The sequence below is a fragment of the Nocardiopsis sp. CA-288880 genome, from assembly GCF_050955985.1.
In the GTDB taxonomy this organism is placed as follows: Bacteria; Actinomycetota; Actinomycetes; order Streptosporangiales; family Streptosporangiaceae; genus Nocardiopsis; species Nocardiopsis tropica.
Genome location: NZ_CP192105.1, coordinates 3,534,868 through 3,555,484, shown reverse-complemented (window position 1 = coordinate 3,555,484; position 20,617 = coordinate 3,534,868). Strand labels below are relative to the sequence as shown.

Sequence of the window (20,617 nt, the reverse complement as noted above, 5' to 3'; positions counted from 1 at the left end):
CGCCGGTGGGGCACATCGGACCGGCGTCCCGAGGACCCTGAGTCCCCTTTGCCCCCTCACAGCCGGTGGCGCGAGCACCGGGACCGGGGGTTGGGCGCGGGACCGCGCCTACGGACAACGGTACCCCTGTCCCCGTTGATACTCCAGGGCCTGTGGACGAGGGCCGGGGCCCCCGGCTCGGCCGCAGGGGGAGGCGGGCCGTGCCGTCCCGGGGTTTCCACCCCCGGCCCGACGGGGGCGGGCCAGGGGCGGTTCAGGGACATCCCCCATGGATTCCTGGCCCCCTGTGTTAGATTCTGGCCATGCGGTCAGAAAATAATCCAGCCGGTCAGAAAAGGTCCTTCATCGAGGAGGCCCGCAGGGCGCAGATCGTCGCCGCGGCGATCGACACCATCGCCGAGGTGGGCTATCCCAACGCCTCACTGGCGCGGATCGCCGAGGAGGCGGGCGTGAGCAAGGGCGTGATCTCGTATCACTTCGCGGGAAAGGACGAGCTGATGGACCAGCTGGTGACGGGCGTCTACACGGAGATCGCCGAGTCCGTCGTCCCGCGGATCCTCGCCCAGGACAACGCCGCCGACATGCTCCGCGCACACGTGCGGGGTGTGGCCGCCTACGCGCTGGAGCACCGGAGCCGCATGGCGGCCCTGGCGCAGATCTTCATCCACGCGCGCAGGCCGGACGGCTCCCCCCGGTACGGGGCCGGCGAGTCCGAACCCCTCTACGAGTCCCTGGAGGGGCTCTACCGGGAGGGGCAGAGGAGCGGCGAGTTCCGCGACTTCGACGTGCGGGCGATGGCCGTGACCCAGCAGTCCGCCACCGACGGGATGTTCGAGTACTGGCGCGTCCACCCCGACCACGACCTCATGGCGCACGCCGCCGAACTCGGCGAACAGCTCGTACGCGCCACCCGCGCCGACTGACCGGCGCACCCACCCCCATCACGAGGACCCCATGACACAGCAACACGCGCCCGCCCTGAACCCGGAGGCGGCGCCACCGCCCCCGAGGCGCCTGCACTACGTCGACAACCTGCGCGTGGCGATGACCGTCCTGGTCGTGCTGCACCACGTCGCGCTCACCTACGGCAACATCCCGGTCTGGTTCTACACCGAGCCCGCGCAGGACCCCACGGGCGGGCTGCTCGACCTCCTGGTCGTCGTCGACCAGACCTACTTCATGGGCCTGTTCTTCCTGCTCGCGGGCTACTTCGTGCCCGGAGCGAGGGACCGGAGGGGGCGTCGGGGGTTCGTCCGCGAGCGCCTGGTGCGCCTGGGCGTCCCCCTGCTGCTGTTCGTCCTGCTCGTACGGCCCCTGCTCACGACCGGCGCCTACCGACTGTTCGCGGAAGGGGCCGCCGCCGAGGGCACGGAGATGCCCTACTGGCTCTTCTACGTGATCACCTTCGACCCCGGCCCCATGTGGTTCGTCGAGGTCCTGCTCGTCCTCAGCCTCACCTACGTCATGGTGCGCGGCTTCCGCGAGCGCCGCGCCGAGCGCCGGGGCACGGCGGTCCTCCCCGCCTCCCGCCCGGAGGGCACGGCCCCGCTGCGCTGGCTCGGTCCGGTCGTCGCCTTCACCGTGGCCCTGGCCCTGGTGTCGTTCGTCTGGCGCTGGGTGAACCCCGCCCCCTACTGGCCGTTCGTGGGGCTGCCCAGCCCCGACTACCTGCCCCAGTACGCGGCCCTCTTCACCGTGGGCGTGCTGGCCTACCGCCGCAACTGGTTCACCCGCCTGCCAGGCGGGGCCGGCTGGTACGGGGGCGCGACGGCCGTCCTCGGGCTGGCCGCGTTCCTGGGAGGGTCGCTCGTCCTCGGAGCGGAGAACGCCCCCGGCACCGCTCCGGCGCTGTTCCACATGGTGGCGGAGACGTTCTTCGCGGTCGGCGTGACACTCGCGCTGATGGTGTCCTTCCGACGCCTCCTCGACCGGCGGACCCGCTTCTCCGCGTTCCTGGCCGACAACGCCTTCGCCGTGTACTTCCTGCACCCGCTGGTGCTGGTCGGCCTCGGGACGGCGCTGAGCGGCTGGGAGGCTCCCGCAGCGGCGAAGTTCCTGGGCCTGGCCGCCCTCGCGGTCCCCGCCTGCTGGGCGCTCGCCGCCGCGGTCCGCGCGATCCCGGGGGCCCGTCGGATCCTCTGACGTGCCCCTCCGCGGGGCCGCCTCCGGGAAGAGCCGGAGGCGGCCCCGCCCCCGCTTCTCCCGGGGCGGCCCCGCCGGCCGACGCCGCCACCGCCCTCCGGGACCCGTGCGTCCCACGGCGCCGGGGCGGAACTCAGCTCTCCGAGAAGCGGGACGACGCTGAGCACGTGCGTCCCCCGGCGCCGGGGCGGCGCCCCCGGCAGACCTCACCCCACGGCGTCCAGGGCGGCCCGCATCGCCGGTGACACGTAGCCGGTGCCGACGCGCACCCCGCCGAGCCACGCGGTCAGCCGCTCCGCCTCCTCGTCGAGGGCCCGCCGCGTCGGGGCCGGGACCGGCTCCAGCAGGCGCACCCGGACGGCCCCGGCGCCGTCCTGCACCCATGTACCGACGGCGCGGCCGTCGGCCCAGGCCGTGGTGCCGGCGTTGCCGCGCCGCTCGAAGAGCTGCTCGCGGTGCGGCCCCAGGTAGAAGTCCCGGTCGCGCCAGCCCATCACGGTCGGGTCGAGCACCGGCAGGAGCGCGACCCACCCGCCCGGGTCCTCCACCGGTCCCACGTCGTCGGGCAGGAGCCAGCCCGTGGCGCCGCTGTCCAGGGACACCGCGACGGCCTCCAGGTCGGCCAGCGCGCCGCGCACGATCGTCTTGGTGGCGCCCAGCCACCAGACGATGTCGTCCTCGGTCCCCGGGCCGAAGCGGAGGAGCCAGCGGCGGACCAGTTCGCGGTACCCCTCGCCCGGGCTCCACGGGTCGGGGACGCCGTCCAACCAGTGCGAGGCCAGGGTCCACCGGGGCCGTGAGACGGGGAAGCGGCCGGCGTCGGCGCCGCGGACGATGTCGCCGGCGGCCCCGAGGAGGGTGAGCACCCGGGGCGCCGACCACAGCTCGCCCGGCGACCCCTCGACCCTCACGTCGATCCTCGGCACCGCCCGGCGCACGTCGATGGCGGCGAGGCCCTCCGGCGCGTCGGCGAGCACGGTGAGGATCTCGGCCCGGGCCCGGTCGAGCCAGGCGCCTCCGTCGTCGGTGAGGCCCGCCCGGACGAGGTCCTTGGCCATGCGGGCGCGCTCCGCCGCGGCGACACGGGCGGAGGCGCTCGGCCACACGCCCGGCAGCAGCTCGCGCGGGAACACGAAGAGGGTGCGCCGCATCGCCAGCTGCTTCACGAGCAGGCGCTCCCGGTGGAGCGCCCCGTCGACGTCGGCGACCGTCAGCGAGGAGACGCGGGCCCAGCAGGAGAGGTGGACCGTGGCCGGCTCGGTCGCGTGCAGCGCGACGACGGCCCGGGTGGCCGCTTCGGGGGAGTCGGCGCGGGCGCCGGGCGCCAGTGCGTGCCGCACGGCCAGTCGGGCCCGGCGTTCGCCGTCGGTGACATGGTGCATCGGGTCATCGTGCCACACCGGACAGACCATTCGATACAGTGTCGTTCCGGAACTGATGTGTATCGCTTTCGGGGGCGGAGAGACGAGGAGGCGGCTGCCATGGCGAGAGACGGCCAGACCCGGGAACCCGCGGAGGATCCCGTGCGCCCGGGCCGCAAGCGGGACCCCTCACGGGACGGCGCCATCCTCGACGCGGCGCTGGAGGTCCTGGCCGACGTCGGCTACTCCCGGCTGTCCATGGACCTGGTCGCCGCGCGGGCCGGGGCCGGGAAGGCCACGCTCTACCGCCGCTGGGCCTCCAAGGCCGAGCTGGTCGTCGACGCAGTGGCGCGCATGAAGCGCGACCAGGTCGACCTGGAGCACCTGCCCGACACCGGGGACCTCCGGGGCGACCTCCTCGGCCTGTTCAGGCCGCAGACGGTCGAGGAGGCCGAGCGCCGGCTCGAGGTCATGGCGGGGCTGGCGTCGATGCTCGTCCAGGACCGCGCCCTGGCCGACGCGGGCACCGCCGCGATCATCCAGCCGTGGGCCGAGGCCCACCACGCCCTCATGCGGCGTGCCGTCGACCGGGGCGAGATCCCACCCACGGCCGACATCGAGGCGCTGTCGCAGCTCGTCCCCTCGATGGCCGCCTTCCGCGCACTCGTCCGGGGCAAGCCGTTCGACCGGGACTTCCTCGTGTCGATGGTCGACGGCGTCCTGCTCCCGGCCCTGCGCCACCCGCCGGACGCCCCCGCGGGGCCCGACCGCGGGCCCGCCTCCTGAGGCGGGCGCCACCGGTCTCCGTCCTGCGGTGCCACCGTCGGCCGGGACGCCCGGGGGAGGGGCGCCGGACGCGGGGGCGCGCTTCGGGGAAGGCACGCCCGGGGCTAGGGTCGGGGGCGAATCATGATCGAAGGGACCCCGTGTGACCACTCAGAAGGACCGCATGCTCGCCGGTGAGCTCTACCTCGCCGACGATCCCGAGCTGCAGGCCGACCTCTTCCTCGCCGAGAAGCGGACGGAGGCGTTCAACTCGTCGACGATCGACGACCTGGAGGCGCGGCGCGCGGCGCTGGCCGAACTGGTGGGCGAGCTGGGGGAGGACAGCGTGATCCGGCCCCCGCTGCGGGTCGACTACGGCTACCGGATCACCGTCGGTCCCCGCACGTTCGTCAACTGCGGCGCGGTCATGCTGGACGTGGCCCCGATCCGGATCGGGGCGGACGTGCAGATCGGCCCGAACGTCCAGCTGCTCACCCCCACCCACCCGGTCGACCCCGAACTGCGGCGCGCCAAGTGGGAGGCGGGCGAGCCGATCACCATCGGCGACAACGTGTGGCTGGGCGGAGGGGTCATCGTCTGCCCCGGCGTGACGATCGGTGAGAACACCGTGGTGGGCGCGGGCTCCGTGGTCGTCAAGGACCTGCCCCCGAACGTGGTGGCGGTCGGCAACCCGGCCCGCGTCGTCCGCGAGATCGGCGCCTCCTAGGCGTACCGACCACGGAGGTCGGTGACACCCGCCCCGCCCGGCACGGGCGAAGAGGGCCTCCGGTGACGGTGTGGACCGCGACGTCCACCGCCGGACCGGAAGGCCCTCGACACCCCGCACCGCCCACGCCGAGGCCGCCCCCCCACACCCGCCGGGCGCCTCGCGCCGGTCCGATGCGCCGTCGACCGGGGCCGGCCCCTGCGACGGGCCGCTCCTACCCCCGGGCCCGGTCCTGGAGGCGCTCCATGTTGGCCTCGCCCCACGCGCCCAGGGCGTTCAGCGAGGGCAGCAGCGTGCGGCCGAAGTCGGTCAGGGAGTACTCCACCTTGGGCGGGACCTGGTGGTGGACCTCCCGGTGGACCAGGCCGTGCCCCTCCAGCTCCCGCAGCTGGACGATCAGCACCCGCTCGCTGATGCCCTCCACCGAGCGCCTGAGCTCCCCGAAGCGCAGCGGCCCCTCCTGGAGCCACCACAGGATCAGCCCCTTCCACTTGCCGCCCATGACGTCGACGGCGGCGTCGATCCCGCAGGTGTAGATCCGATTCGGCATGCTCCGCTCCCCACCGACCCGGAGGTCAGTACCCGACGAAAAGGTCAGTACCCGTCAAAAATATCGGTACTTGTACGAAAGTGCGTGCGCTCCAAGGATGGGAACGGGCCTCGACCGGAACCGCGGGGCCCTCCGTACGAGACACCGAGACGAACCGGGGAGAAGAGCGATGACGCAGGAGAACCGCACGGCGGTGACGGTCGTCGGACTGGGCCTGATGGGGGCTGCTCTGGCGGAGGCGTTCATCGCCGCCGGACACCCGACGACCGTGTGGAACAGGAGCGCCGACAAGGTCGCACCGCTCGTCGACCTGGGCGCCTCGCCCGGGAGGACGGTCACGGAGGCGGTGAGGGCGAGCCCCCTGGTCGTCGCATGTCTGAGCAGCTACGACGCCACGCTCCAGGCACTGGCTCCCGCCGCCTCCGAACTGCGGGGGCGCACCCTGGTCACGCTCAACTCGGGGACCCCCGCGGGAGCCCGGGGGATGCAGTCGTGGGCGTCCGGACACGGGGCCCGCTTCCTGGACGGGGCGGTCAAGAACGTGCCCCCCGCGGTGGGACTCCCGGACACCCTCCTCTACTACGGCGGCGACCGCGCCGTGTTCGACGAGCACGAGGCGACCCTGCGGGCGCTGGGCGGGGACACCGTCCACCTGGGCGACGCCCCCGACCTCGCGGCGCTGTACGAGACGGCCGTCGGCGTGCCCCTCCTCCCGGCCCTCCTCGGCTTCTTCGAGGGCGCGGCGCTCCTGAGGGAGCGCGGCCTCGACGCGGGCTCGATGGTGCGCTACTCCGTCAAGTGGCTGGAGATGATCGCCTCCGTCCTGCCGCGCCTCGCGGACGAGATCGATCGCGGCGACTACACCGACCCCCTCTCCACCGTGGGCACCTTCCACGAGGGGATCGCCCACGACCGGGAGATCGCGGCCGACGGTCCGGTGGACATCGCCTGGCGCGAGCCCATGAACGGCCTCCTGGAGCGGGCCGTCGCGGAGGGCCTCCGCGACCAGAGCGTCGCGGCCCTGTACGAACTGCTCAGGAAGCCCGCGCCCGCGGCGTGAAAAGGGTCCGTCCCCCGGTGTGGCGCCACCGGGGGACGGGGTCCGCGGGGCAGCTATCCGGCCGCGACGGGAGCGGCGGCGGTCGTCCCGGGGTCTTCGGCGGCGAACTGGGTGCGGTACAGCTCCGCGTAGCGGCCGTCCCGTGCCAGCAGCTCGGCGTGGGTGCCGCGCTCGGCGATCCGCCCCTCCTCGACGACGAGGATGGCGTCGGCCGCCCGGACCGTGGAGAGCCGGTGGGCGATGACCAGGGCCGTCCGCCCCCTCAGCGCCTCGGTGAGGGCCGCCTGGACCGCGGCCTCGGAGGTGGAGTCCAGAGCGGAGGTCGCCTCGTCCAGGATGACCACCTCGGGCCCGGCCAGCAGCAGGCGCGCGATGGTCAGGCGCTGGCGCTCGCCGCCGGAGAACCGGTAGCCGCGCTCGCCCACGACGGTGTCCAGCCCGTCGGGCAGTGCGGCCACGAGGGCGTCCAGCCTGGCCCGGCGCAGCGCGTCCCACAACTGCTCGTCGGTGGCCCCGGGGGAGGCCAGGGCCAGGTTGGAGCGGATGGACTCGTGGAAGAGGTGCCCGTCCTGGGTGACCATCCCCAGGGTGGCGCGGATGGAGTCGAAGGTCAGGTCGCGCACGTCCGTTCCGCCCAGGCGCACGGCGCCGGAGTCCACGTCGTACAGGCGGGGGACGAGCTGGGCGATGGTGGACTTGCCCGCGCCGGAGGAGCCGACCAGGGCGACCATCTGCCCGGGTTCGACGCGGAAGGACACCCCGTGCAGGACGTCCCCGTTGTCCTGGACGTCGAGGGCGGCGACCTCCTCCAGGGAGGCCAGGGACACCTTGTCGGCGCTGGGGTAGGCGAAGGTGACGTCGTCGAACTCCAGTGACACCGCTCCGTCGGAGACGGTCCGGGCGCCGGGCTTCTCGTCCACGATCGGTTTCAGGTCGAGGATCTCGAAGACCCGGCTGAAGCTGACCAGGGCGCTCATGACCTCCACCCGGGCGCCGGCGAGGGAGGTGAGCGGCGCGTAGAGGCGGGTGAGCAGCATGCCCATGGACACGACGGTGCCCGCGTCGAGCTGGCCGCGCAGGGCGTAGAAGCCGCCGAGGCCGTAGACCAGCGCCAGGGCGAGCGCGGACACCAGGGTGAGGGCGGTGAAGAAGACCTCTTGGACCATCGCGGTGCGCACGCCGATGTCGCGCACCCGGCTCGCCCTGCGGGCGAACTCGGCCGACTCCTCGTCCGGGCGGCCGAAGAGCTTGATGAGGGTGGCTCCCGGAGCGGAGAACCGCTCGGTCATCTGGGTGCCCATCGCCGCGTTGTGGACGGCGCGCTCGCGCTCGATCCGCGCCAGGCGGGCGCCCATGCGGCGGGCCGGCACGACGAACACCGGCAGCAGCAGGAGCGAGAGCAGGGTGATCTGCCAGGACAGGGTGAGCATCACGGCCAGGGCGAGGACCAGGGTGACCAGGTTGCTCACCACCCCGGAGAGCACGTCGCTGAACGCGCGCTGGGCCCCGATGACGTCGTTGTTGAGGCGGCTGACCAGGGCCCCTGTGCGTGTGCGCGTGAAGAAGGCGACCGGCATGCGCTGGACGTGGTCGTAGACGGTGGTGCGCAGGTCGAGGATGAGCCCCTCGCCGACCCGGGCCGACAGCTGTCGTACGACCAGCCCCAGGACCGCCTCGGTGACGGCGACGGCGGCGATGAGCCCGGCCAGGACGAGCACGGGGCGCAGTGCGCCGCCGTCGACGATCGCGTTGACGACCCGTCCGGCGAGGAGGGGGGAGGCCACGGCCAGGGCCGCGGTGGCCACGCTCAGGAGGAGGAACCAGGAGAGGTGGCGGGAGTGGGGGCGGGCGAAGGAGAAGATCCGGCGCAGGACCGGCAGGGAGAAGGGGCGCTGGTCCTCCTTCGCGTGCATCGCGTGGTAGACGGAGTTCCACGCGGCCATTTCCATGCTCATGTTCGACCACCGGGTGTGTTGGGGCTGTTGGCAAGAACCGTAGAACCTCAACTAATGTTCTGGTCAAGTCGGAGGGCGGTCCGCGCCCGGCGGCGCGCCGCCCTCGGCAGTGCGTCACCTCTCGGCGGTGCGTGTCCGCCCCGCGCGGCCCGCTGCCAGGGCGCTGACGGCGTTCGCCGCCACGATGGCCGCCACGGCCGCCCAGTCGACCCACTCCAGCGCCTGCCCCAGCACCGCCAGCCCCACGAGGGCCGCCATCACCGGGTGCACGCTCATGAACAGGCCGAAGTGGCGGGCGGGAACCCGCCTCAGGGCGAACAGGTCGCCCAGGAACGGCACGGTCGAGGACAGCACGCCCGCCGCCGCCGCGCACGCCAGGGCGGCGGGGGTCGGCGGGTGGGCGATGAGCACCAGCGCGCCGACGGGCGCGAAGACCAGCGCGGAGACCCCGGCCGCGGCGGCCGAGCCCCCGATGCCCGGCACCCGCCGCCCCACGGTCCGGTTGAGCAGGATGTAGGCGGCCCAGCAGGCGGCGGCCGCCAGGGCCAGCGCGATGCCCGCGTGGTCGGTGCTGGCCTGGGGGCGCATCAGCACGGCGACCGCTCCCCCCGCTGCCAGCGCGCACACCAGGTCCACCCACCGGCGCGAGGCGGCCAGGGCCACGGCCAGAGGGCCGAGGAACTCCAGGGTCACCGCGAGCCCCAGCCCGATCCTGTCGACGGCCGAGTACAGGGTGAGGTTCATGGTCCCGAACACCAGGGCCATGGACAGCACCGGCCACCACTGGGACCACGTGAACGCGCGCAGGCGGGGCCGGCCGACCGCCAGCAGGACCGCGCCGGCGACCCATTGCCGCACGGCCACCACCCCGACCGGACCGATCACCGGGAAGGCCAGGGCGCCCAGGGACGCGCCGAACTGGTTGGACAGGCCGCCGCCGAGCATCACGGCCGTCCCCGCCAACCGCGTCCGCCCGTCCGGGCCGGCCGAGGGGGAGGCGGGGGCGGTTCCCGCCCCCGGCGTGTTCACCGGTGTCTCCATGGGGGCGAGCATGCTGCTCACGGCCGCATACGCAAAATGCATGTAGGCGACCGTCTATACGCTGTGCGCATGGATATGCGCCCGAACGATCTGGAGCTGCGGCACCTGCGCTGCCTGGTCGCGATCATCGACACCGGGAGCTTCACCGACGCCGCCCTCGACCTGGGCGTCTCGCAGGCCGCGGTCTCCCGCAACCTCGGAGCCCTGGAGAGTGCGCTGGGGGTGCGGCTGCTGCACCGCACCAGCCGCAACGTCACCCCGACCACGGCGGGGGTCCAGGTCCTGGCCAGGGCCAGGGTCGTGCTGGCCGAGGTGGACAACCTCGTACGCGAGGCCGTCGACGGGCACACGCGGCTGCGCCTGGGGCACGCGTGGTCGGCGGTGGGGCGCCACACCGGGGAGTTCCAACGGCGCTGGGCCGACCTGTACCCCGGCACCGAACTGCACCTGGTCCGCACCAACTCGCCCACCGGGGGCCTGGCCGAGGGCCTGTGCGACCTCTCGGTCGTGCGGGCGGCCTTCGACGGGCGCAGGTTCGAGAGCGCCGTCGTGGGCAGGGAGCGCCGGTACTGCGCGATGGCCGCCGACGACCCCTGGGCCCGTCGGCGGTCGCTGCGGCTGTCCGAGATCGCCGGACGGCACCTGATCTTCGACCGGCGCACCGGGACCACCACCGCCGACCTGTGGCCCGAGGAGACCAGGCCGGTGATGGAGCACGTCAACGACATCGAGGACTGGTTCGCCGAGATCGCCACCGGGCGCAGCGTCGGCATCACCCCGGAGGGCACGGTGGCCCAGCACCGGCGCCCCGGGATCGTCTACCGTCCGGTGCGCGACGCGTCCGCGATCCCGGTCCGCGTGGTGTGGCGGCGGCACGACCCCCATCCGGCCACCCACGCGGCCGTCGCCCTGCTGACGGAGCTGTACCGGGGGCGGTGAGGCCCCCGGCCAGCGGGGATCCGCCGGGGTCAGACGCCCGAGGGGACGCGCTGCCCGGCGGGCGGGGCGGCGTGCGGCGGGACGTGCCGGCGGGCGCCCTCGCCCGGGACGCCGCCGGGGTGGGCGGTGTACACCCGCACCCCCGCGTCCTCGGGGGCCAGCAGCAGGGCGCGGCCCACCGTGGACCGGGCGTGGGCGCAGCCGCGCACGACCATCGGCAGGCTCAGCGCGAACAGCGCCCCGGCGGCCATGTGGATCACCGTGGTGGCCGCGACCGGGTTGTCCGGGGCGACGTAGGTCCCCAGGTCGGTGTAGCCGGGGACGGTGTACAGGGACCATCCCCACAGGGGGTGGAGCAGGCCGGCCGCGGCCCCGGCCCACCAGGTGACGGTGACGCAGAAGCCGACCACCGCGACCGGCAGTCCCACGGCGGCGTGCAGCGCGTCCAGCCAGCTCTGCCTGCAGGCGAGGGCGCCGAGAGCCCGGCGCAGGGGGCCCGCTCCGGAAACGGGGGAGCGGTAGGGGCGGCGCACCACCGGTCGGCCGTGGAGGTCGGCGAGTCGGATCCGCTCGACGTGGGCGAGCCCCCGGGCGGCGTGCAGGGTGCCCGCGGCCAGGAAGAGCCCGGCCCCGACCACGGCGGTGCCCGCTCCCGCGGCCAGGCCGACCACGACGAGCACGAAGGAGACGAGGGCGAGGGGGAACCCCCACAGGTTGTAGCGGGAGTCGGCGACGACCTGGGCGAAGACGGACTTGGGCCTGTTCATGGCACCGAAACTACGCCCGGACGGGTCGTCCGTCAGGGTCGCACGCATGCGCATCGGTGGTGGTGCGGACTCCACCGCGCGTTGGCGCCGGGACACGCCTTCCCGGCTCACAGGCCGTTGAGGAAGGCGATGACCCCGACCCCCTCCAGGGCCGCGACGACCCCTGTCTGGGCGAGGCCGTTGATCAGGAGGAGGAAGCCGACCAGGCCGATGATCCACCCCATCGCCTCCCGGGAGCCGGACTCGACCCTGGCGCGCCAGCGCTCCAGCCGGGGGCGCAGCCGCTCGCCCAGGGCACGGTGGCCCAGGTAGAGCAGGACCGGGGGGAGCACCATCACCGCGTTGTAGGCGGCGAGCAGGGGGACCCAGGTCGCGGCGGGGAGGTCGGCGGCGGTCATGATGCCGATCGCGCCGAAGTAGGGGAAGGCCGTGCCGCCCTCCAGCAGGCCGGTGGCCAGGCCCAGGCCGACCATCGAGACCGTGCGGAAGGAGGCGGGTCTGCGCTGTTCGCGGGGCTTGGTCGGCATGAGGAAGCTGTAGACCAGCAGGCCGCCGCCCAGGACGGCCATCGCCCAGCCGACGGGGGCGCTGTCGGCCAGACCGCCGAGGGCCTCCAGCAGGACGCCGAGGCCGAGCACGAGCGCGCAGCCGAGCACGAAGTAGAAGAGGGCGACGGTGCCCAGGAAGGTGAACAGGGGGCGGGCCACCGAGCGCGCGCCGCTCAGCAGCAGGTACAGGGAGATGCCGAGGGTGGCCGGGCTGAGCGTGTCCAGCAGGGCCAGTCCGGCGACGGGCAGCAGTACTTCCCAGGGGGGCATGGAGGTCTCCTCGCGGTTTTTATCGCACGTCTGTGTGAAATAAAATAACACAGATGTGTTAGAAAGGTGGCGTGCCAAAGATCGTCGATCACGAACAGCGCCGCCGGGAACTGGCCGAGGCCCTGTGGCGGGTCATCGCCGCGTCCGGCCCCGCCGCCGTGTCCATCCGCTCCGTGGCGGCCGAGGCGGGCTGGTCCCCGGGAGCGCTGCGCCACTACTTCCAGACGCGCGAGGAACTCCTGGTCTTCGCCATGAACCTGTCCGAGGACCGCGCCACGGAGCGGATCAGGGGCCTGTCCGAGCGGCAGCCCGCCGACATGCCGCTGACCGACCGCGTGGCCGAGTACGCCGAACAGCTCCTGCCCCTGGACGAGACGCGCCGGGCCGAGTACCGGGCCTGGGAGTCCGCCGGGATCCTCGGCGAGTACGACAAGGACCGGGCCCAGCGCTGGAACCTCCAGCGCAGGCTCTACAGGCAGCTGGTCGCCTCGCTCGTCGGAGCCCCGGTGGGGGACCCCTTCCGGCCCCATGCCGACCCCTGGGTGGAGGAGTGGGCCGGCTACCTCCACACCCAGGTGGACGGGCTCTCCCTCGAACTGATGGTCACCCCGGGGATGCTCGACGCGGACGACGCCCGGCGTCGCCTGCGGAGCTTCCTGGTGCGGACCGGGGAGGCGTGGCGGCACCGGGCGGACCCCTGACCTGGGGGTGCGCGAGGTGCCGGTTTTCGCGCTGGGGGTCCGTATTTGCCCGACTTCGCGGTAGTCGATACTGGGTGGTGCCAGTGACCGTAAGCGACGGGGGAGACGCGCGTGACCACCAGCCAGACCAGCGAGACGGCAGCCGGCGGGCCGCTCAGTCCGACCTACCGGCACGCCGGCCCCGCGGACGTCCCGGCCCTCGTCGAACTGGTCAACGCCTGTTACCGGGGCGACCCCTCCGCGGGGGGCTGGACCACGGAGGCCCACCTGCTCGACGGCCAGCGCGTGGACGACGAGGGCATGGCCGAGCTGCTGGGGCGCACCAACACGATCGTCCTCGTCGCCGAGGCCGACGGCCTCCTCGTGGCCTGCTGCGAACTCCAGCGGGGCGTCAACGGCGCCTACTTCGGGATGTTCTCCGTCCGGCCCGCCATCCAGGGCGGCGGGCTGGGACGGCAGGTGCTGGCCGAGGCCGAGCGCACCGCCGTCACGGAGTGGGGTTGCCGCCTGATGCGGATGAAGGTCCTCAAGCAGCGCCCCGAGCTGATCGCGTGGTACGAGCGGCGCGGCTACACCGGTACCGGCAAGACCGAGCCCTTCCCCTACGGGGACGAGACCTTCGGCCTCCCCAGGCGCGCCGACCTGGCTTTCGTCGAGCTCACCCGGGAGCTGCCCGCCCCGTGAGCCGGGGCGTCCGGCCCCTCAGTCCTGTTCGAGGTTGGCCGACATCCGCTCCAGGACGTCGACGGCCACGCGGTACTCCTCGTCGCCGATCCCCTGCGTGAGCCGTGCCCTGGCCTCCTTGACCCGGGAGAGGAGCTTGTCGTGCTCGGCCTCGCCCCGGGGCGTGAGCGCGAGGGCGGCCAGGCCCTCGACCCACCCCAGTTCGCGCAGCCGGTCGACGGCGGGGGCGACCGTGGACTCGTCCTCCTCCAGGAAGGGGGCCAGTCTGCGGTCGAGGTCGGCGGTCGTGCCGGGCTCGGTGTGCAGGGAGTTGAGCACCTGCCAGTGGCGGCGTCCCAGCGACTCCGAGGCGAGGACCCGGTCGAAGTCGTTCTCGATGAGCCGGTCCAGGTGCTTGAGCCAGTAGCCGATGGGCAGGTCGGACATGCTTCCTCCAGCGAGCTGCGTACATGCGTACACTGCCGCGCGTGCGCGGCAGGTCGACGATATGCCGCCCGACCGCGGCTTGTCAGGGGCTCGCGGCGGTGTCGCGCCGACAGGCTCCCCGTGGCCGGGGCGGAGGAAGGCCCCGGCGGCCCGCTGTCCAGGGACGCCTTGTCACCACCGGCCGCTAGCGTTCGGCCATGCCCACCGAGACAACCCCGCCCGGGCTGCGAATCGTCCGCGGCGACGCCACGAGTCCCCGGGCCGCGGGGCCCAAGATCATCGCCCACGTGTGCAACGACCGGGGCGGCTGGGGCAAGGGGTTCGTACTCGCCCTCTCCCGGCGGTGGCCCGGACCCGAACGCGACTATCGCGCCTGGCACCGCGAACGTGCCCGCAACGACTTCGCCCTGGGCGCCGTACGCCTGACCGCGGTCGGGCCCGAGACCTGGGTGGCCAACATGGTGGCCCAGCACGGCACGAGGCGGGGCAGCGGCGGGCCGCCCATCCGCTACGACGCGGTCGCCGCGTGCCTGCGCGCACTCGCCGTGCACGCCCTCGACCTCCGTGCGACCGTGCACATGCCCCGCATCGGCTGCGGGCTCGCCGGCGGGAAGTGGTCACGCGTCCAGCCCCTGGTCGAGAGCGAACTCCTCGACCGGGGGATCGGGGTCACCGTCTACGACTTCGACTGAGCCCTGCGCGTGGGGCTGCAGAAAGCCCCGGGGCAGCGGCGGTGGCGGGGACGACGCGATCGTCCCTCCGGAGGCCGCCGCCCCCGGGTCCGCGGCACGCGTGCCGCGGACCCGGGAGCGCGCTGCCGCCCGTCAGGCGCGGCCGGCCCTGCGGGCGAACAGGGCGACGCCCGCGGTGGCGACGAGGACGCCCGCGGTCGCCCAGGTGAAGGCGGTCCTGTACCCCTCGACGGCCGCGTCGGTGTCGCCGGACGCGCCCGCGGCGACCGCCGCGCCGACGAGGACGGCCATGCCGGTGGCGCCGCCGAGCTGGTCCACCGAGCGCTGGACGCCCGAGGCGACCCCCGCGTCGTCCTCGGTCACCCCGTGCAGGGCCGCGTTCTGCAGGGCGATCAGGCCGACGCCCATGCCGACGCCGACCAGGACCATGCCGGGCATGGCGTCGGTCCACAGGTCACCGTCGACCGGCAGCCTCGACAGCCAGGCGGTTCCGGCGGCGGCCGCCAGCAGGCCCGCGATCGCCGCCCCGGAGAGACCGAGCGCGCCGATGACGCGGCCGACCACGGTCGCCGAGGCCAGGATCGCCGCGCAGAACGGCACGTACGCCAGCCCCGCCTGGAGCGGGCCCATCCCCAGCACCTGCTGGAGGTAGAGCGTCACCAGGAGGAACGAGGTCGACAGCGCCGCGCTGAGCAGGACCGTCGCCGCGTTGGCCACCGTCCTGGTCCTGTTCGCGAAGAACGACAGCGGCACCAGCGGGTTGGCCGACCGCGCCTCGACCAGGACGAACAGCCCCAGCGCCGCGACCCCCGCGGCGAGCGGGCCGAACACCTGCGGGTCGCTCCAGGGGGCTTCCGCCGCCCGCAGCACCCCGTAGACCAAGGCGAGGGGGCCGGCGGTCAGCAGCACCGCGCCCGTGATGTCGGGGCGGCGCCGCACGGGTGCGGACGCCTCGGCGGGCGCCGTGTCCCCTGACCCGCCCGCCGCACGGCGGGCGCCGTCGGGAGCGACCAGGAGCGGGACGGCGACCAGGACCACCGCCACCACGGGGAGGTTGACGAGGAAGATCCACCGCCAGTCGAGCAGTTCGGTGATCACTCCGGACAGCAGCACCCCGCCGACCAGACCGGAACTGGAGATCGCTCCCCAGACGCCGAGCGCCTTGGCGCGCTCCCGGGGAGCGGGGAACAGCATGGCGATGAGCGACATCGCCGCCGGGGAGGCCAGGGCCTCGCCGGCCCCCTGTCCGAAGCGCGCGGCCAGGAGCCACGGCAGGTCGGGGGCCGCACCGGCCACGAGCGAGGCCGCGCCGAACAGGGCTGCGCCCAGCAGCAGCATGCGGCGTCGGCCGAGCAGGTCGCAGATCCTCCCGCCGAGGAGCAGCAGGCCGCCGCCGACGAGCGTGTACCCGGCGACGACCCAGGTCAGGCCCTGGGGTCCGGCGCCGAGGTCCGCCCCGATGGAGGGCAGGGCGATGTTGACGACCGTGACGTCCACGGCGATGAGGAACTGCAGCATCGAGACCGCAGCCAGGGCCCACCAGCGGCGGGTACGGGTGAAGCGCTCCTGGCGGCCGGAGCGCGCGCCAGGAGTTCGGAACGAGGTCATGTGTGATGGCCGATCGGGTCGGGCCCGCCTGAAAGCGGGCCGGGAACGGGAAGAGAGAACAACCGTTCCGCCCGCGCGGCACGCCGAACGGGCCCCGCCGGTCCTCCCAGGACACGGCGCGGCGCTCAGCGGGCGCGGACGCCCGCCTACTCCGTGACTGCGACTGCCATCATGGACGGCATCCTAGGGGCCCGTGCCGCCCGGCGCACCCGGTTTTCCCGCCCGCCCGCCCCGGGAGGGGAGCGAACCGGGTCGGTCGGGAAGGGGCGACGGGCGGTTGACCGCGCCCGCGGGCGGGCGCGAGCCGCGTGCGCGCCCGGTGGCCCCGCCCGCTCCGGCCGGATCTGGGCCGGTTGTATAGTTCGCATATGAACGTTCATGGGCGAACTAATCAGTGGTCGAGTGAGACCGTCGCGGAGAGCCCGATGCTCGCGGTGATCGCCGCGGCGCGTGCACTGGAGTCCCGGGTGAATGAGGCGCTGTCCTCGGTGACGTTGTCGTTGGCGCGGTTGGCGCTGCTGCACCGGCTCGCGGGCAGTACGAAGCCGGTGGGCCTGAAGGAACTGGCCGAGGCGCTGGGGTGCTCGAAGTCGAACGCGAGCGTGCTGGCGGATCGGATGCTTCAGGAGGGGTACCTCACGCGCGAGACGGACCCGGCGGACCGGCGCGGTGTCCTGCTCTCCCTGACTCCGGCGGGTGCGGCCGCGCACGCGGCGGGGTTCGAGGTGGTGGCCCGTCAGCAGGACGAGGTGTTCGCGGACGTGGCGCCGCAGGACTGCGCCACACTGCTGCGGGTCCTCGGGCAGGTCACGCGGTGAGCGCGCCCGGGCGCCGCACACCCGTCCCGTGGCGGGTGCGGAGCGCGGCCGACGGGGCGCCGGACGGGGCTAGGACGCTCGCCGGCCTGATCCGGCGGCCCCGAGGCGTGTCCGTCATGTTCTCCCCCGCCGCGGGCCCTGCCGCACCCGGGCGGAACCAGCCGGACCGCGGCCGCATCGAGCCCGCGACCGAGACGCCTCCGAGAAACGGAACAGGACAGAACCTGACATGAACCAGCCCCGAGACGGCAGAGCGCAGCCCCGGCACATCCTGGACACACCGCTCCGCCTGCGCAGCGGCCTGGTCCTGCGCAACCGCGTCGTCAAGGCCGCGATGGAGGAACAGCTCGCCGGGCCGCGACGGCAGCCCGATCACCGCCTCGTCACCCTCTACCGGCGACTCGCCGACGGTGGTGCCGGGCTGCTCGTCACCGGCCACGTCATGGTCGAGCGCCGGGCCGTCGCCCAACCGGGCGACGTCGTCCTCGACGAGGCCAGCGACCTCGACGCGTTCCGCCGCTGGTCGGCTGCCGCGGGCACGCTCCCGGTGTTCATGCAGTTGAACCATCCCGGGCGGGTCGTGCGACGCGACACCGGCTCCATCGCCTACGCGCCCTCCCCGGTTCCCGTCCAGGCCGGCGGATTGTCCGGACTCTTCGCGCCCCCGGTGGAGATGACCGCGTCGGACATCACACGCACGATCGGCCAGTTCGCCGCCTCGGCCCGCCTCGCCCGGGAGTCGGGATTCTCGGGTGTGGAGATCCATGCCGCCCACGGATACCTGCTGTCGCAGTTCCTCTCCCCACTCGTCAACAACCGTACCGACGAATGGGGCGGGGCTCTGCGGCAACGGGCCCGACTGCTTCTCCGCGTCGTGGACGCGGTGCGCGACAGCGTGCCGGACTCGTTCCCCGTCGCGGTGAAACTCAACTCCGCCGACTTCCAGCGCGGCGGCTTCGACATCGACGACGCCGCTGAGGTCATCGACTGGCTGTCTCCCGCCGTCGACCTCGTCGAACTCTCGGGAGGCAGCATCGAGTCGCTCGCCACAGCGGGGCATCCCGCCGACAACCGCACCCTCGCCCGCGAGTCCTACTTCCTCGACCTCGCCGCCTGCCTCGTCGGACGGACCGCCACCCCGCTCATGCTCACCGGCGGCATTCGCCGCGGCCACGTGGCGGAGAACGTCCTACGGCGGGGTTTCGCGCTCGCCGGGGTCGGCACCGCCTACGCGCAGAATCCCCGCGCGATACGGCAGTGGCTCGACGGACACGATGCCCCCGTCGCCCCGCCCACGACGTGGATCCGCTCGAAGGCCCTCCGCGCCGCCGCCGTGCAGGCCGCCGTCACGGACCGCCTCCACACCGGCGCCTGTCACCGGCGCCGCCCCCGGATGCCGGCCGGCGCGGCTCTCCTCGCCGACCAGATCCGCCGGGGCCGGCAGCTCCGGCACTACCGGAAGGAGCAGGACGGGGCGATCTGACGCTCCGGCCGACGAGGCGCTCCCGCGGTACCGGAGGAAGAGGACGGGACGGGTTCCGAGCCGGGAACCGGCGGGCCGGGCCGGAGTCCGTTCCGGGCGAAGCAGGTGCGCGCGGACGGGTGGCCGGAGCGCATGAGGGGCTTCCCGGGGACCGGTCGGGAGGGACCGGCCGGGTTCTCCTCCCCGCCCCGGCCGGTCCGGGAACCGCGGGGCGGCGCGGTCAGGCACGGCACAGGATCGCGCCGTGCGGGACCACGAACACCCCGTCGGGATCCCGGCTCCAGGCCGTCCACCCGCGCGAGATGCGCTCCAGCTCCTCCCGGGTGGCGTCGCCCTCGGCGACGGCCTGCCGCCCCAGGTCGGACTCCAGGATGCGCCGGGCCCACATGCCGCCCCACCAGGCGCGGCTGTCGGGGTCGGAGTAGGTCCACACCTCGGCCGCGTAGGCGACGTCGGTGAACCCGGCCTCGCGGGCCCAGGCCGCCATCCTGCGGCCCGCGTCGGGCTCGCCGCCGTTCCCGCGGGCGACCCGCTGGTAGAGGTCCATCCAGGAGTCCAGCTCGGGCAGGCGCGGATACCAGTACATGGCGGAGTAGTCGGCGTCGCGGGCGGCGACGGTCCCGCCGGGACGGGCCACCCGGCGCATCTCGGCCAGCGCCCGGACCGGGTCGGCCACGTGCTGGAGGACCTGGTGGGCGTGGACGACGTCGAAGGAGTCGTCGGGCAGGTCCAGGCGGTGCACGTCCGCGACCCGGAACCCGATGTTCCCGGCCCCCGCCGCGGCCGCGGTCGCGCGGGCGAGGTCGACCGCCTCGGGGGAGGAGTCCACCGCGGTGACCGGCCCCGGGGCGACCCGCCGGGCGAGGTCGACGGTGATGCTGCCCGGGCCGCAGCCCACGTCCAGCAGGGAGCGGCCCGGGACCAGCCGGTCGAGGACGTAGGCGGCGGAGTTCTCCGCGTCGCGCCGGCGGTAGGAGTCGGTGACGGCCGGGTGGTGGCCGTGGGTGTAACGCGTCATGGATCGCCCTCTCACCGGGTCGCGGAACTGTCGACGCGTCCGACCCTACATCCGACTTCTCTTATTCTGAGATGAGTTTCTCACCATGTGATACGGATCGGACATTGGTCGAGGCCAAGCGCTCCCGGAGCGCGTCCATGTCGGGGACGAACCACAGGCCGCGGCCGCGGTTGGCCTCCCTGACCAGGTCCCGCAGAGCGGTGCTCGCCGCCACGTGCGCGGAGACGTCCCCCACGACGGCCAGCCCCATCCCGTAGGTGACGAACTTCTGCGTCACGGCTCCCGCCATGCCGGTGCGCAGCGAGAAGAAGTCCCCGTCGATCCGTTCGACCGGCAGGACCACCCACGAGGCGCCCCCGTAGGAGGCCTCGCCGATGAGGTCGATCGCCTCGGTCTCACCGCGCAGGGGCGGGCCGTCGGCCGCGCACACCATGACCCGGACGCCACCCAGTTCCCGCAGGACATCGGCCATCGGACCGCTCACCCTCTTTCCTCGTTCACCATGACGTCGATCAGCTCCAGGACCGCCGCGGTCGCGGAGAGGTCGCCCAGGACGACGACCTTCAGACTCGCGCGCTCCCTGTCGTGGACGGTCTGGACATGGACCTTCGCCGCGCCGCCCGGCGCCCCGAAGAGGGAGGACGTGACCAGGGTGGTCAGACGCGAGGCGTCGTCGGGGCCGATCCCGTCCACCCGCACGACCGTGGAGGCCTCCGCGGTGCGCCCGCCGCCTGCGGCGGGCGCCTCCGGCTGGGGGAGCGGGCCGCCGGTGAACTCCTCCAGGTCCTGGCGCCTGACCCGGTACTGCTTGCCGATCCGGGTCGCCCTGAGCCGCCCGTCGCGGATGTAGGCCCGCACCGTCTTGACGTGCAGGTCCAGGAGCTCGGCCACCTGGTCCACCGAGTAGTACTGCTGATCCAACGCACTCTCCCCATCGGGGCGCTTGAAACTTCTCTATACATCCCTGACATTACCTTACGAAAGAGGAGTTTAGGGCTATATGGGACTTCCTGGATGGGGGAAGAGAAAAACCGCGCCCGCCCGATGAGTCGCGCCGTCCGG

The 20,617-nt window shown here is 73.7% G+C and carries 22 protein-coding genes; 11 read left to right on the top strand and 11 right to left on the bottom strand.

Annotation, left to right across the window (positions count from 1 at the left end; translation table 11 throughout):
• Nucleotides 1-302: 302 nt before the first annotated feature.
• Nucleotides 303-923 (top strand): TetR/AcrR family transcriptional regulator, encoded by a 621-nt coding sequence (locus ACQPYD_RS15295; protein ID WP_433701646.1) that lies wholly within the window; start codon nt 303-305, stop codon nt 921-923.
• Between the two features lie 31 nt (nt 924-954).
• The gene (locus tag ACQPYD_RS15290) at nt 955-2,142 is read left to right on the top strand and encodes an acyltransferase family protein (protein WP_433701645.1); all 1,188 of its coding nucleotides are present in this window, start codon (nt 955-957) and stop codon (nt 2,140-2,142) included.
• 206 nt (nt 2,143-2,348) lie between these two features.
• Here ACQPYD_RS15290 and ACQPYD_RS15285 read toward each other — a convergent pair whose 3' ends face one another.
• On the bottom strand, nt 2,349-3,524 hold the full coding sequence (locus ACQPYD_RS15285; RefSeq protein WP_433701643.1) for a winged helix DNA-binding domain-containing protein: 1,176 nt from the start codon (nt 3,522-3,524) through the stop codon (nt 2,349-2,351).
• A 99-nt stretch (nt 3,525-3,623) separates the two neighbouring features.
• Here ACQPYD_RS15285 and ACQPYD_RS15280 point away from each other — a divergent pair, with 99 nt between their 5' ends.
• Both ACQPYD_RS15280 and ACQPYD_RS15275 read left to right on the top strand, forming a co-directional pair.
• Nucleotides 3,624-4,289 (top strand): TetR/AcrR family transcriptional regulator, encoded by a 666-nt coding sequence (locus tag ACQPYD_RS15280; RefSeq protein WP_433701642.1) that lies wholly within the window; start codon nt 3,624-3,626, stop codon nt 4,287-4,289.
• A gap of 163 nt (nt 4,290-4,452) precedes the next feature.
• Complete coding sequence (locus tag ACQPYD_RS15275; RefSeq protein ID WP_433702066.1) at nt 4,453-4,995, top strand: sugar O-acetyltransferase; 543 nt, start codon at nt 4,453-4,455, stop codon at nt 4,993-4,995.
• A 214-nt stretch (nt 4,996-5,209) separates the two neighbouring features.
• Here the strand turns inward: ACQPYD_RS15275 and ACQPYD_RS15270 are convergent, their stop codons facing one another.
• A complete protein-coding gene (locus ACQPYD_RS15270; protein ID WP_433701641.1) occupies nt 5,210-5,545 on the bottom strand; it encodes a winged helix-turn-helix transcriptional regulator in 336 nt (111 codons plus the stop codon).
• Between the two features lie 169 nt (nt 5,546-5,714).
• On the opposite strand from ACQPYD_RS15270, the gene ACQPYD_RS15265 reads away from it, so the two are divergent.
• Nucleotides 5,715-6,605 (top strand): NAD(P)-dependent oxidoreductase, encoded by an 891-nt coding sequence (locus ACQPYD_RS15265; RefSeq protein WP_433701640.1) that lies wholly within the window; start codon nt 5,715-5,717, stop codon nt 6,603-6,605.
• A gap of 53 nt (nt 6,606-6,658) precedes the next feature.
• Here ACQPYD_RS15265 and ACQPYD_RS15260 read toward each other — a convergent pair whose 3' ends face one another.
• Both ACQPYD_RS15260 and ACQPYD_RS15255 read right to left on the bottom strand, forming a co-directional pair.
• A complete protein-coding gene (locus ACQPYD_RS15260; protein ID WP_433701639.1) occupies nt 6,659-8,560 on the bottom strand; it encodes an ABC transporter ATP-binding protein in 1,902 nt (633 codons plus the stop codon).
• 114 nt (nt 8,561-8,674) lie between these two features.
• Nucleotides 8,675-9,643 carry an EamA family transporter gene (locus ACQPYD_RS15255; RefSeq protein WP_433701638.1) on the bottom strand — a complete coding sequence of 323 codons (969 nt, stop codon included), beginning with the start codon at nt 9,641-9,643 and terminating at the stop codon, nt 8,675-8,677.
• Between the two features lie 33 nt (nt 9,644-9,676).
• Here ACQPYD_RS15255 and ACQPYD_RS15250 point away from each other — a divergent pair, with 33 nt between their 5' ends.
• Nucleotides 9,677-10,540, top strand: coding sequence for a LysR family transcriptional regulator (locus tag ACQPYD_RS15250; RefSeq protein WP_433702065.1), 864 nt, complete (start codon nt 9,677-9,679; stop codon nt 10,538-10,540).
• Between the two features lie 29 nt (nt 10,541-10,569).
• Here the strand turns inward: ACQPYD_RS15250 and ACQPYD_RS15245 are convergent, their stop codons facing one another.
• Both ACQPYD_RS15245 and ACQPYD_RS15240 read right to left on the bottom strand, forming a co-directional pair.
• Complete coding sequence (locus ACQPYD_RS15245; protein WP_433701637.1) at nt 10,570-11,307, bottom strand: sensor domain-containing protein; 738 nt, start codon at nt 11,305-11,307, stop codon at nt 10,570-10,572.
• 107 nt (nt 11,308-11,414) lie between these two features.
• Nucleotides 11,415-12,125: a GAP family protein gene (locus ACQPYD_RS15240; protein ID WP_433701636.1), complete on the bottom strand. Its 711-nt coding sequence runs from the start codon at nt 12,123-12,125 to the stop codon at nt 11,415-11,417.
• Between the two features lie 71 nt (nt 12,126-12,196).
• Here ACQPYD_RS15240 and ACQPYD_RS15235 point away from each other — a divergent pair, with 71 nt between their 5' ends.
• Nucleotides 12,197-12,826, top strand: coding sequence for a TetR/AcrR family transcriptional regulator (locus ACQPYD_RS15235; protein ID WP_433701635.1), 630 nt, complete (start codon nt 12,197-12,199; stop codon nt 12,824-12,826).
• 111 nt (nt 12,827-12,937) lie between these two features.
• Complete coding sequence (locus tag ACQPYD_RS15230; protein WP_433701634.1) at nt 12,938-13,510, top strand: GNAT family N-acetyltransferase; 573 nt, start codon at nt 12,938-12,940, stop codon at nt 13,508-13,510.
• Between the two features lie 18 nt (nt 13,511-13,528).
• Here ACQPYD_RS15230 and ACQPYD_RS15225 read toward each other — a convergent pair whose 3' ends face one another.
• Complete coding sequence (locus tag ACQPYD_RS15225; RefSeq protein WP_433701633.1) at nt 13,529-13,936, bottom strand: MarR family winged helix-turn-helix transcriptional regulator; 408 nt, start codon at nt 13,934-13,936, stop codon at nt 13,529-13,531.
• 197 nt (nt 13,937-14,133) lie between these two features.
• Between ACQPYD_RS15225 and ACQPYD_RS15220 the strand changes: the two genes are divergently transcribed.
• Complete coding sequence (locus ACQPYD_RS15220; protein WP_433701632.1) at nt 14,134-14,628, top strand: macro domain-containing protein; 495 nt, start codon at nt 14,134-14,136, stop codon at nt 14,626-14,628.
• Between the two features lie 132 nt (nt 14,629-14,760).
• Here ACQPYD_RS15220 and ACQPYD_RS15215 read toward each other — a convergent pair whose 3' ends face one another.
• Nucleotides 14,761-16,236, bottom strand: coding sequence for an MFS transporter (locus ACQPYD_RS15215; protein WP_433701631.1), 1,476 nt, complete (start codon nt 16,234-16,236; stop codon nt 14,761-14,763).
• A 425-nt stretch (nt 16,237-16,661) separates the two neighbouring features.
• Between ACQPYD_RS15215 and ACQPYD_RS15210 the strand changes: the two genes are divergently transcribed.
• Together ACQPYD_RS15210 and ACQPYD_RS15205 are read left to right on the top strand one after the other, a co-directional pair.
• The gene (locus ACQPYD_RS15210) at nt 16,662-17,054 is read left to right on the top strand and encodes a MarR family winged helix-turn-helix transcriptional regulator (protein ID WP_433701629.1); all 393 of its coding nucleotides are present in this window, start codon (nt 16,662-16,664) and stop codon (nt 17,052-17,054) included.
• A gap of 229 nt (nt 17,055-17,283) precedes the next feature.
• On the top strand, nt 17,284-18,537 hold the full coding sequence (locus tag ACQPYD_RS15205) for a 2,4-dienoyl-CoA reductase (protein ID WP_433701628.1): 1,254 nt from the start codon (nt 17,284-17,286) through the stop codon (nt 18,535-18,537).
• Between the two features lie 220 nt (nt 18,538-18,757).
• On the opposite strand, the gene ACQPYD_RS15200 is transcribed toward ACQPYD_RS15205, so the two are convergent.
• The 3 genes from ACQPYD_RS15200 to ACQPYD_RS15190 all read right to left on the bottom strand — a co-directional run bounded on the left by ACQPYD_RS15200 (nt 18,758) and on the right by ACQPYD_RS15190 (nt 20,476).
• Nucleotides 18,758-19,555, bottom strand: coding sequence for a methyltransferase domain-containing protein (locus ACQPYD_RS15200; protein ID WP_433701627.1), 798 nt, complete (start codon nt 19,553-19,555; stop codon nt 18,758-18,760).
• Between the two features lie 61 nt (nt 19,556-19,616).
• Complete coding sequence (locus ACQPYD_RS15195; protein ID WP_433701626.1) at nt 19,617-20,039, bottom strand: DUF4180 domain-containing protein; 423 nt, start codon at nt 20,037-20,039, stop codon at nt 19,617-19,619.
• Nucleotides 20,036-20,476 (bottom strand): helix-turn-helix domain-containing protein, encoded by a 441-nt coding sequence (locus ACQPYD_RS15190; RefSeq protein ID WP_433701625.1) that lies wholly within the window; start codon nt 20,474-20,476, stop codon nt 20,036-20,038. The genes ACQPYD_RS15195 and ACQPYD_RS15190 overlap by 4 nt, the downstream gene beginning before the upstream one ends.
• Between the last annotated feature and the right edge of the window lie 141 nt (nt 20,477-20,617).

What these genes read in the sequence shown, in the direction of transcription:
- ACQPYD_RS15295 (WP_433701646.1), top strand. Translation starts at nt 303, where the DNA reads ATGCGGTCAGAAAATAATCCAGCCGGTCAGAAAAGGTCCTTCATCGAG.
- ACQPYD_RS15290 (WP_433701645.1), top strand. Translation starts at nt 955, where the DNA reads ATGACACAGCAACACGCGCCCGCCCTGAACCCGGAGGCGGCGCCACCG.
- ACQPYD_RS15285 (WP_433701643.1), bottom strand. Translation starts at nt 3,524, where the DNA reads ATGCACCATGTCACCGACGGCGAACGCCGGGCCCGACTGGCCGTGCGG.
- ACQPYD_RS15280 (WP_433701642.1), top strand. Translation starts at nt 3,624, where the DNA reads ATGGCGAGAGACGGCCAGACCCGGGAACCCGCGGAGGATCCCGTGCGC.
- ACQPYD_RS15275 (WP_433702066.1), top strand. Translation starts at nt 4,453, where the DNA reads ATGCTCGCCGGTGAGCTCTACCTCGCCGACGATCCCGAGCTGCAGGCC.
- ACQPYD_RS15270 (WP_433701641.1), bottom strand. Translation starts at nt 5,545, where the DNA reads ATGCCGAATCGGATCTACACCTGCGGGATCGACGCCGCCGTCGACGTC.
- ACQPYD_RS15265 (WP_433701640.1), top strand. Translation starts at nt 5,715, where the DNA reads ATGACGCAGGAGAACCGCACGGCGGTGACGGTCGTCGGACTGGGCCTG.
- ACQPYD_RS15260 (WP_433701639.1), bottom strand. Translation starts at nt 8,560, where the DNA reads ATGAGCATGGAAATGGCCGCGTGGAACTCCGTCTACCACGCGATGCAC.
- ACQPYD_RS15255 (WP_433701638.1), bottom strand. Translation starts at nt 9,643, where the DNA reads ATGCATTTTGCGTATGCGGCCGTGAGCAGCATGCTCGCCCCCATGGAG.
- ACQPYD_RS15250 (WP_433702065.1), top strand. Translation starts at nt 9,677, where the DNA reads ATGCGCCCGAACGATCTGGAGCTGCGGCACCTGCGCTGCCTGGTCGCG.
- ACQPYD_RS15245 (WP_433701637.1), bottom strand. Translation starts at nt 11,307, where the DNA reads ATGAACAGGCCCAAGTCCGTCTTCGCCCAGGTCGTCGCCGACTCCCGC.
- ACQPYD_RS15240 (WP_433701636.1), bottom strand. Translation starts at nt 12,125, where the DNA reads ATGCCCCCCTGGGAAGTACTGCTGCCCGTCGCCGGACTGGCCCTGCTG.
- ACQPYD_RS15225 (WP_433701633.1), bottom strand. Translation starts at nt 13,936, where the DNA reads ATGTCCGACCTGCCCATCGGCTACTGGCTCAAGCACCTGGACCGGCTC.
- ACQPYD_RS15220 (WP_433701632.1), top strand. Translation starts at nt 14,134, where the DNA reads ATGCCCACCGAGACAACCCCGCCCGGGCTGCGAATCGTCCGCGGCGAC.
- ACQPYD_RS15215 (WP_433701631.1), bottom strand. Translation starts at nt 16,236, where the DNA reads ATGACCTCGTTCCGAACTCCTGGCGCGCGCTCCGGCCGCCAGGAGCGC.
- ACQPYD_RS15210 (WP_433701629.1), top strand. Translation starts at nt 16,662, where the DNA reads ATGCTCGCGGTGATCGCCGCGGCGCGTGCACTGGAGTCCCGGGTGAAT.
- ACQPYD_RS15205 (WP_433701628.1), top strand. Translation starts at nt 17,284, where the DNA reads ATGAACCAGCCCCGAGACGGCAGAGCGCAGCCCCGGCACATCCTGGAC.
- ACQPYD_RS15200 (WP_433701627.1), bottom strand. Translation starts at nt 19,555, where the DNA reads ATGACGCGTTACACCCACGGCCACCACCCGGCCGTCACCGACTCCTAC.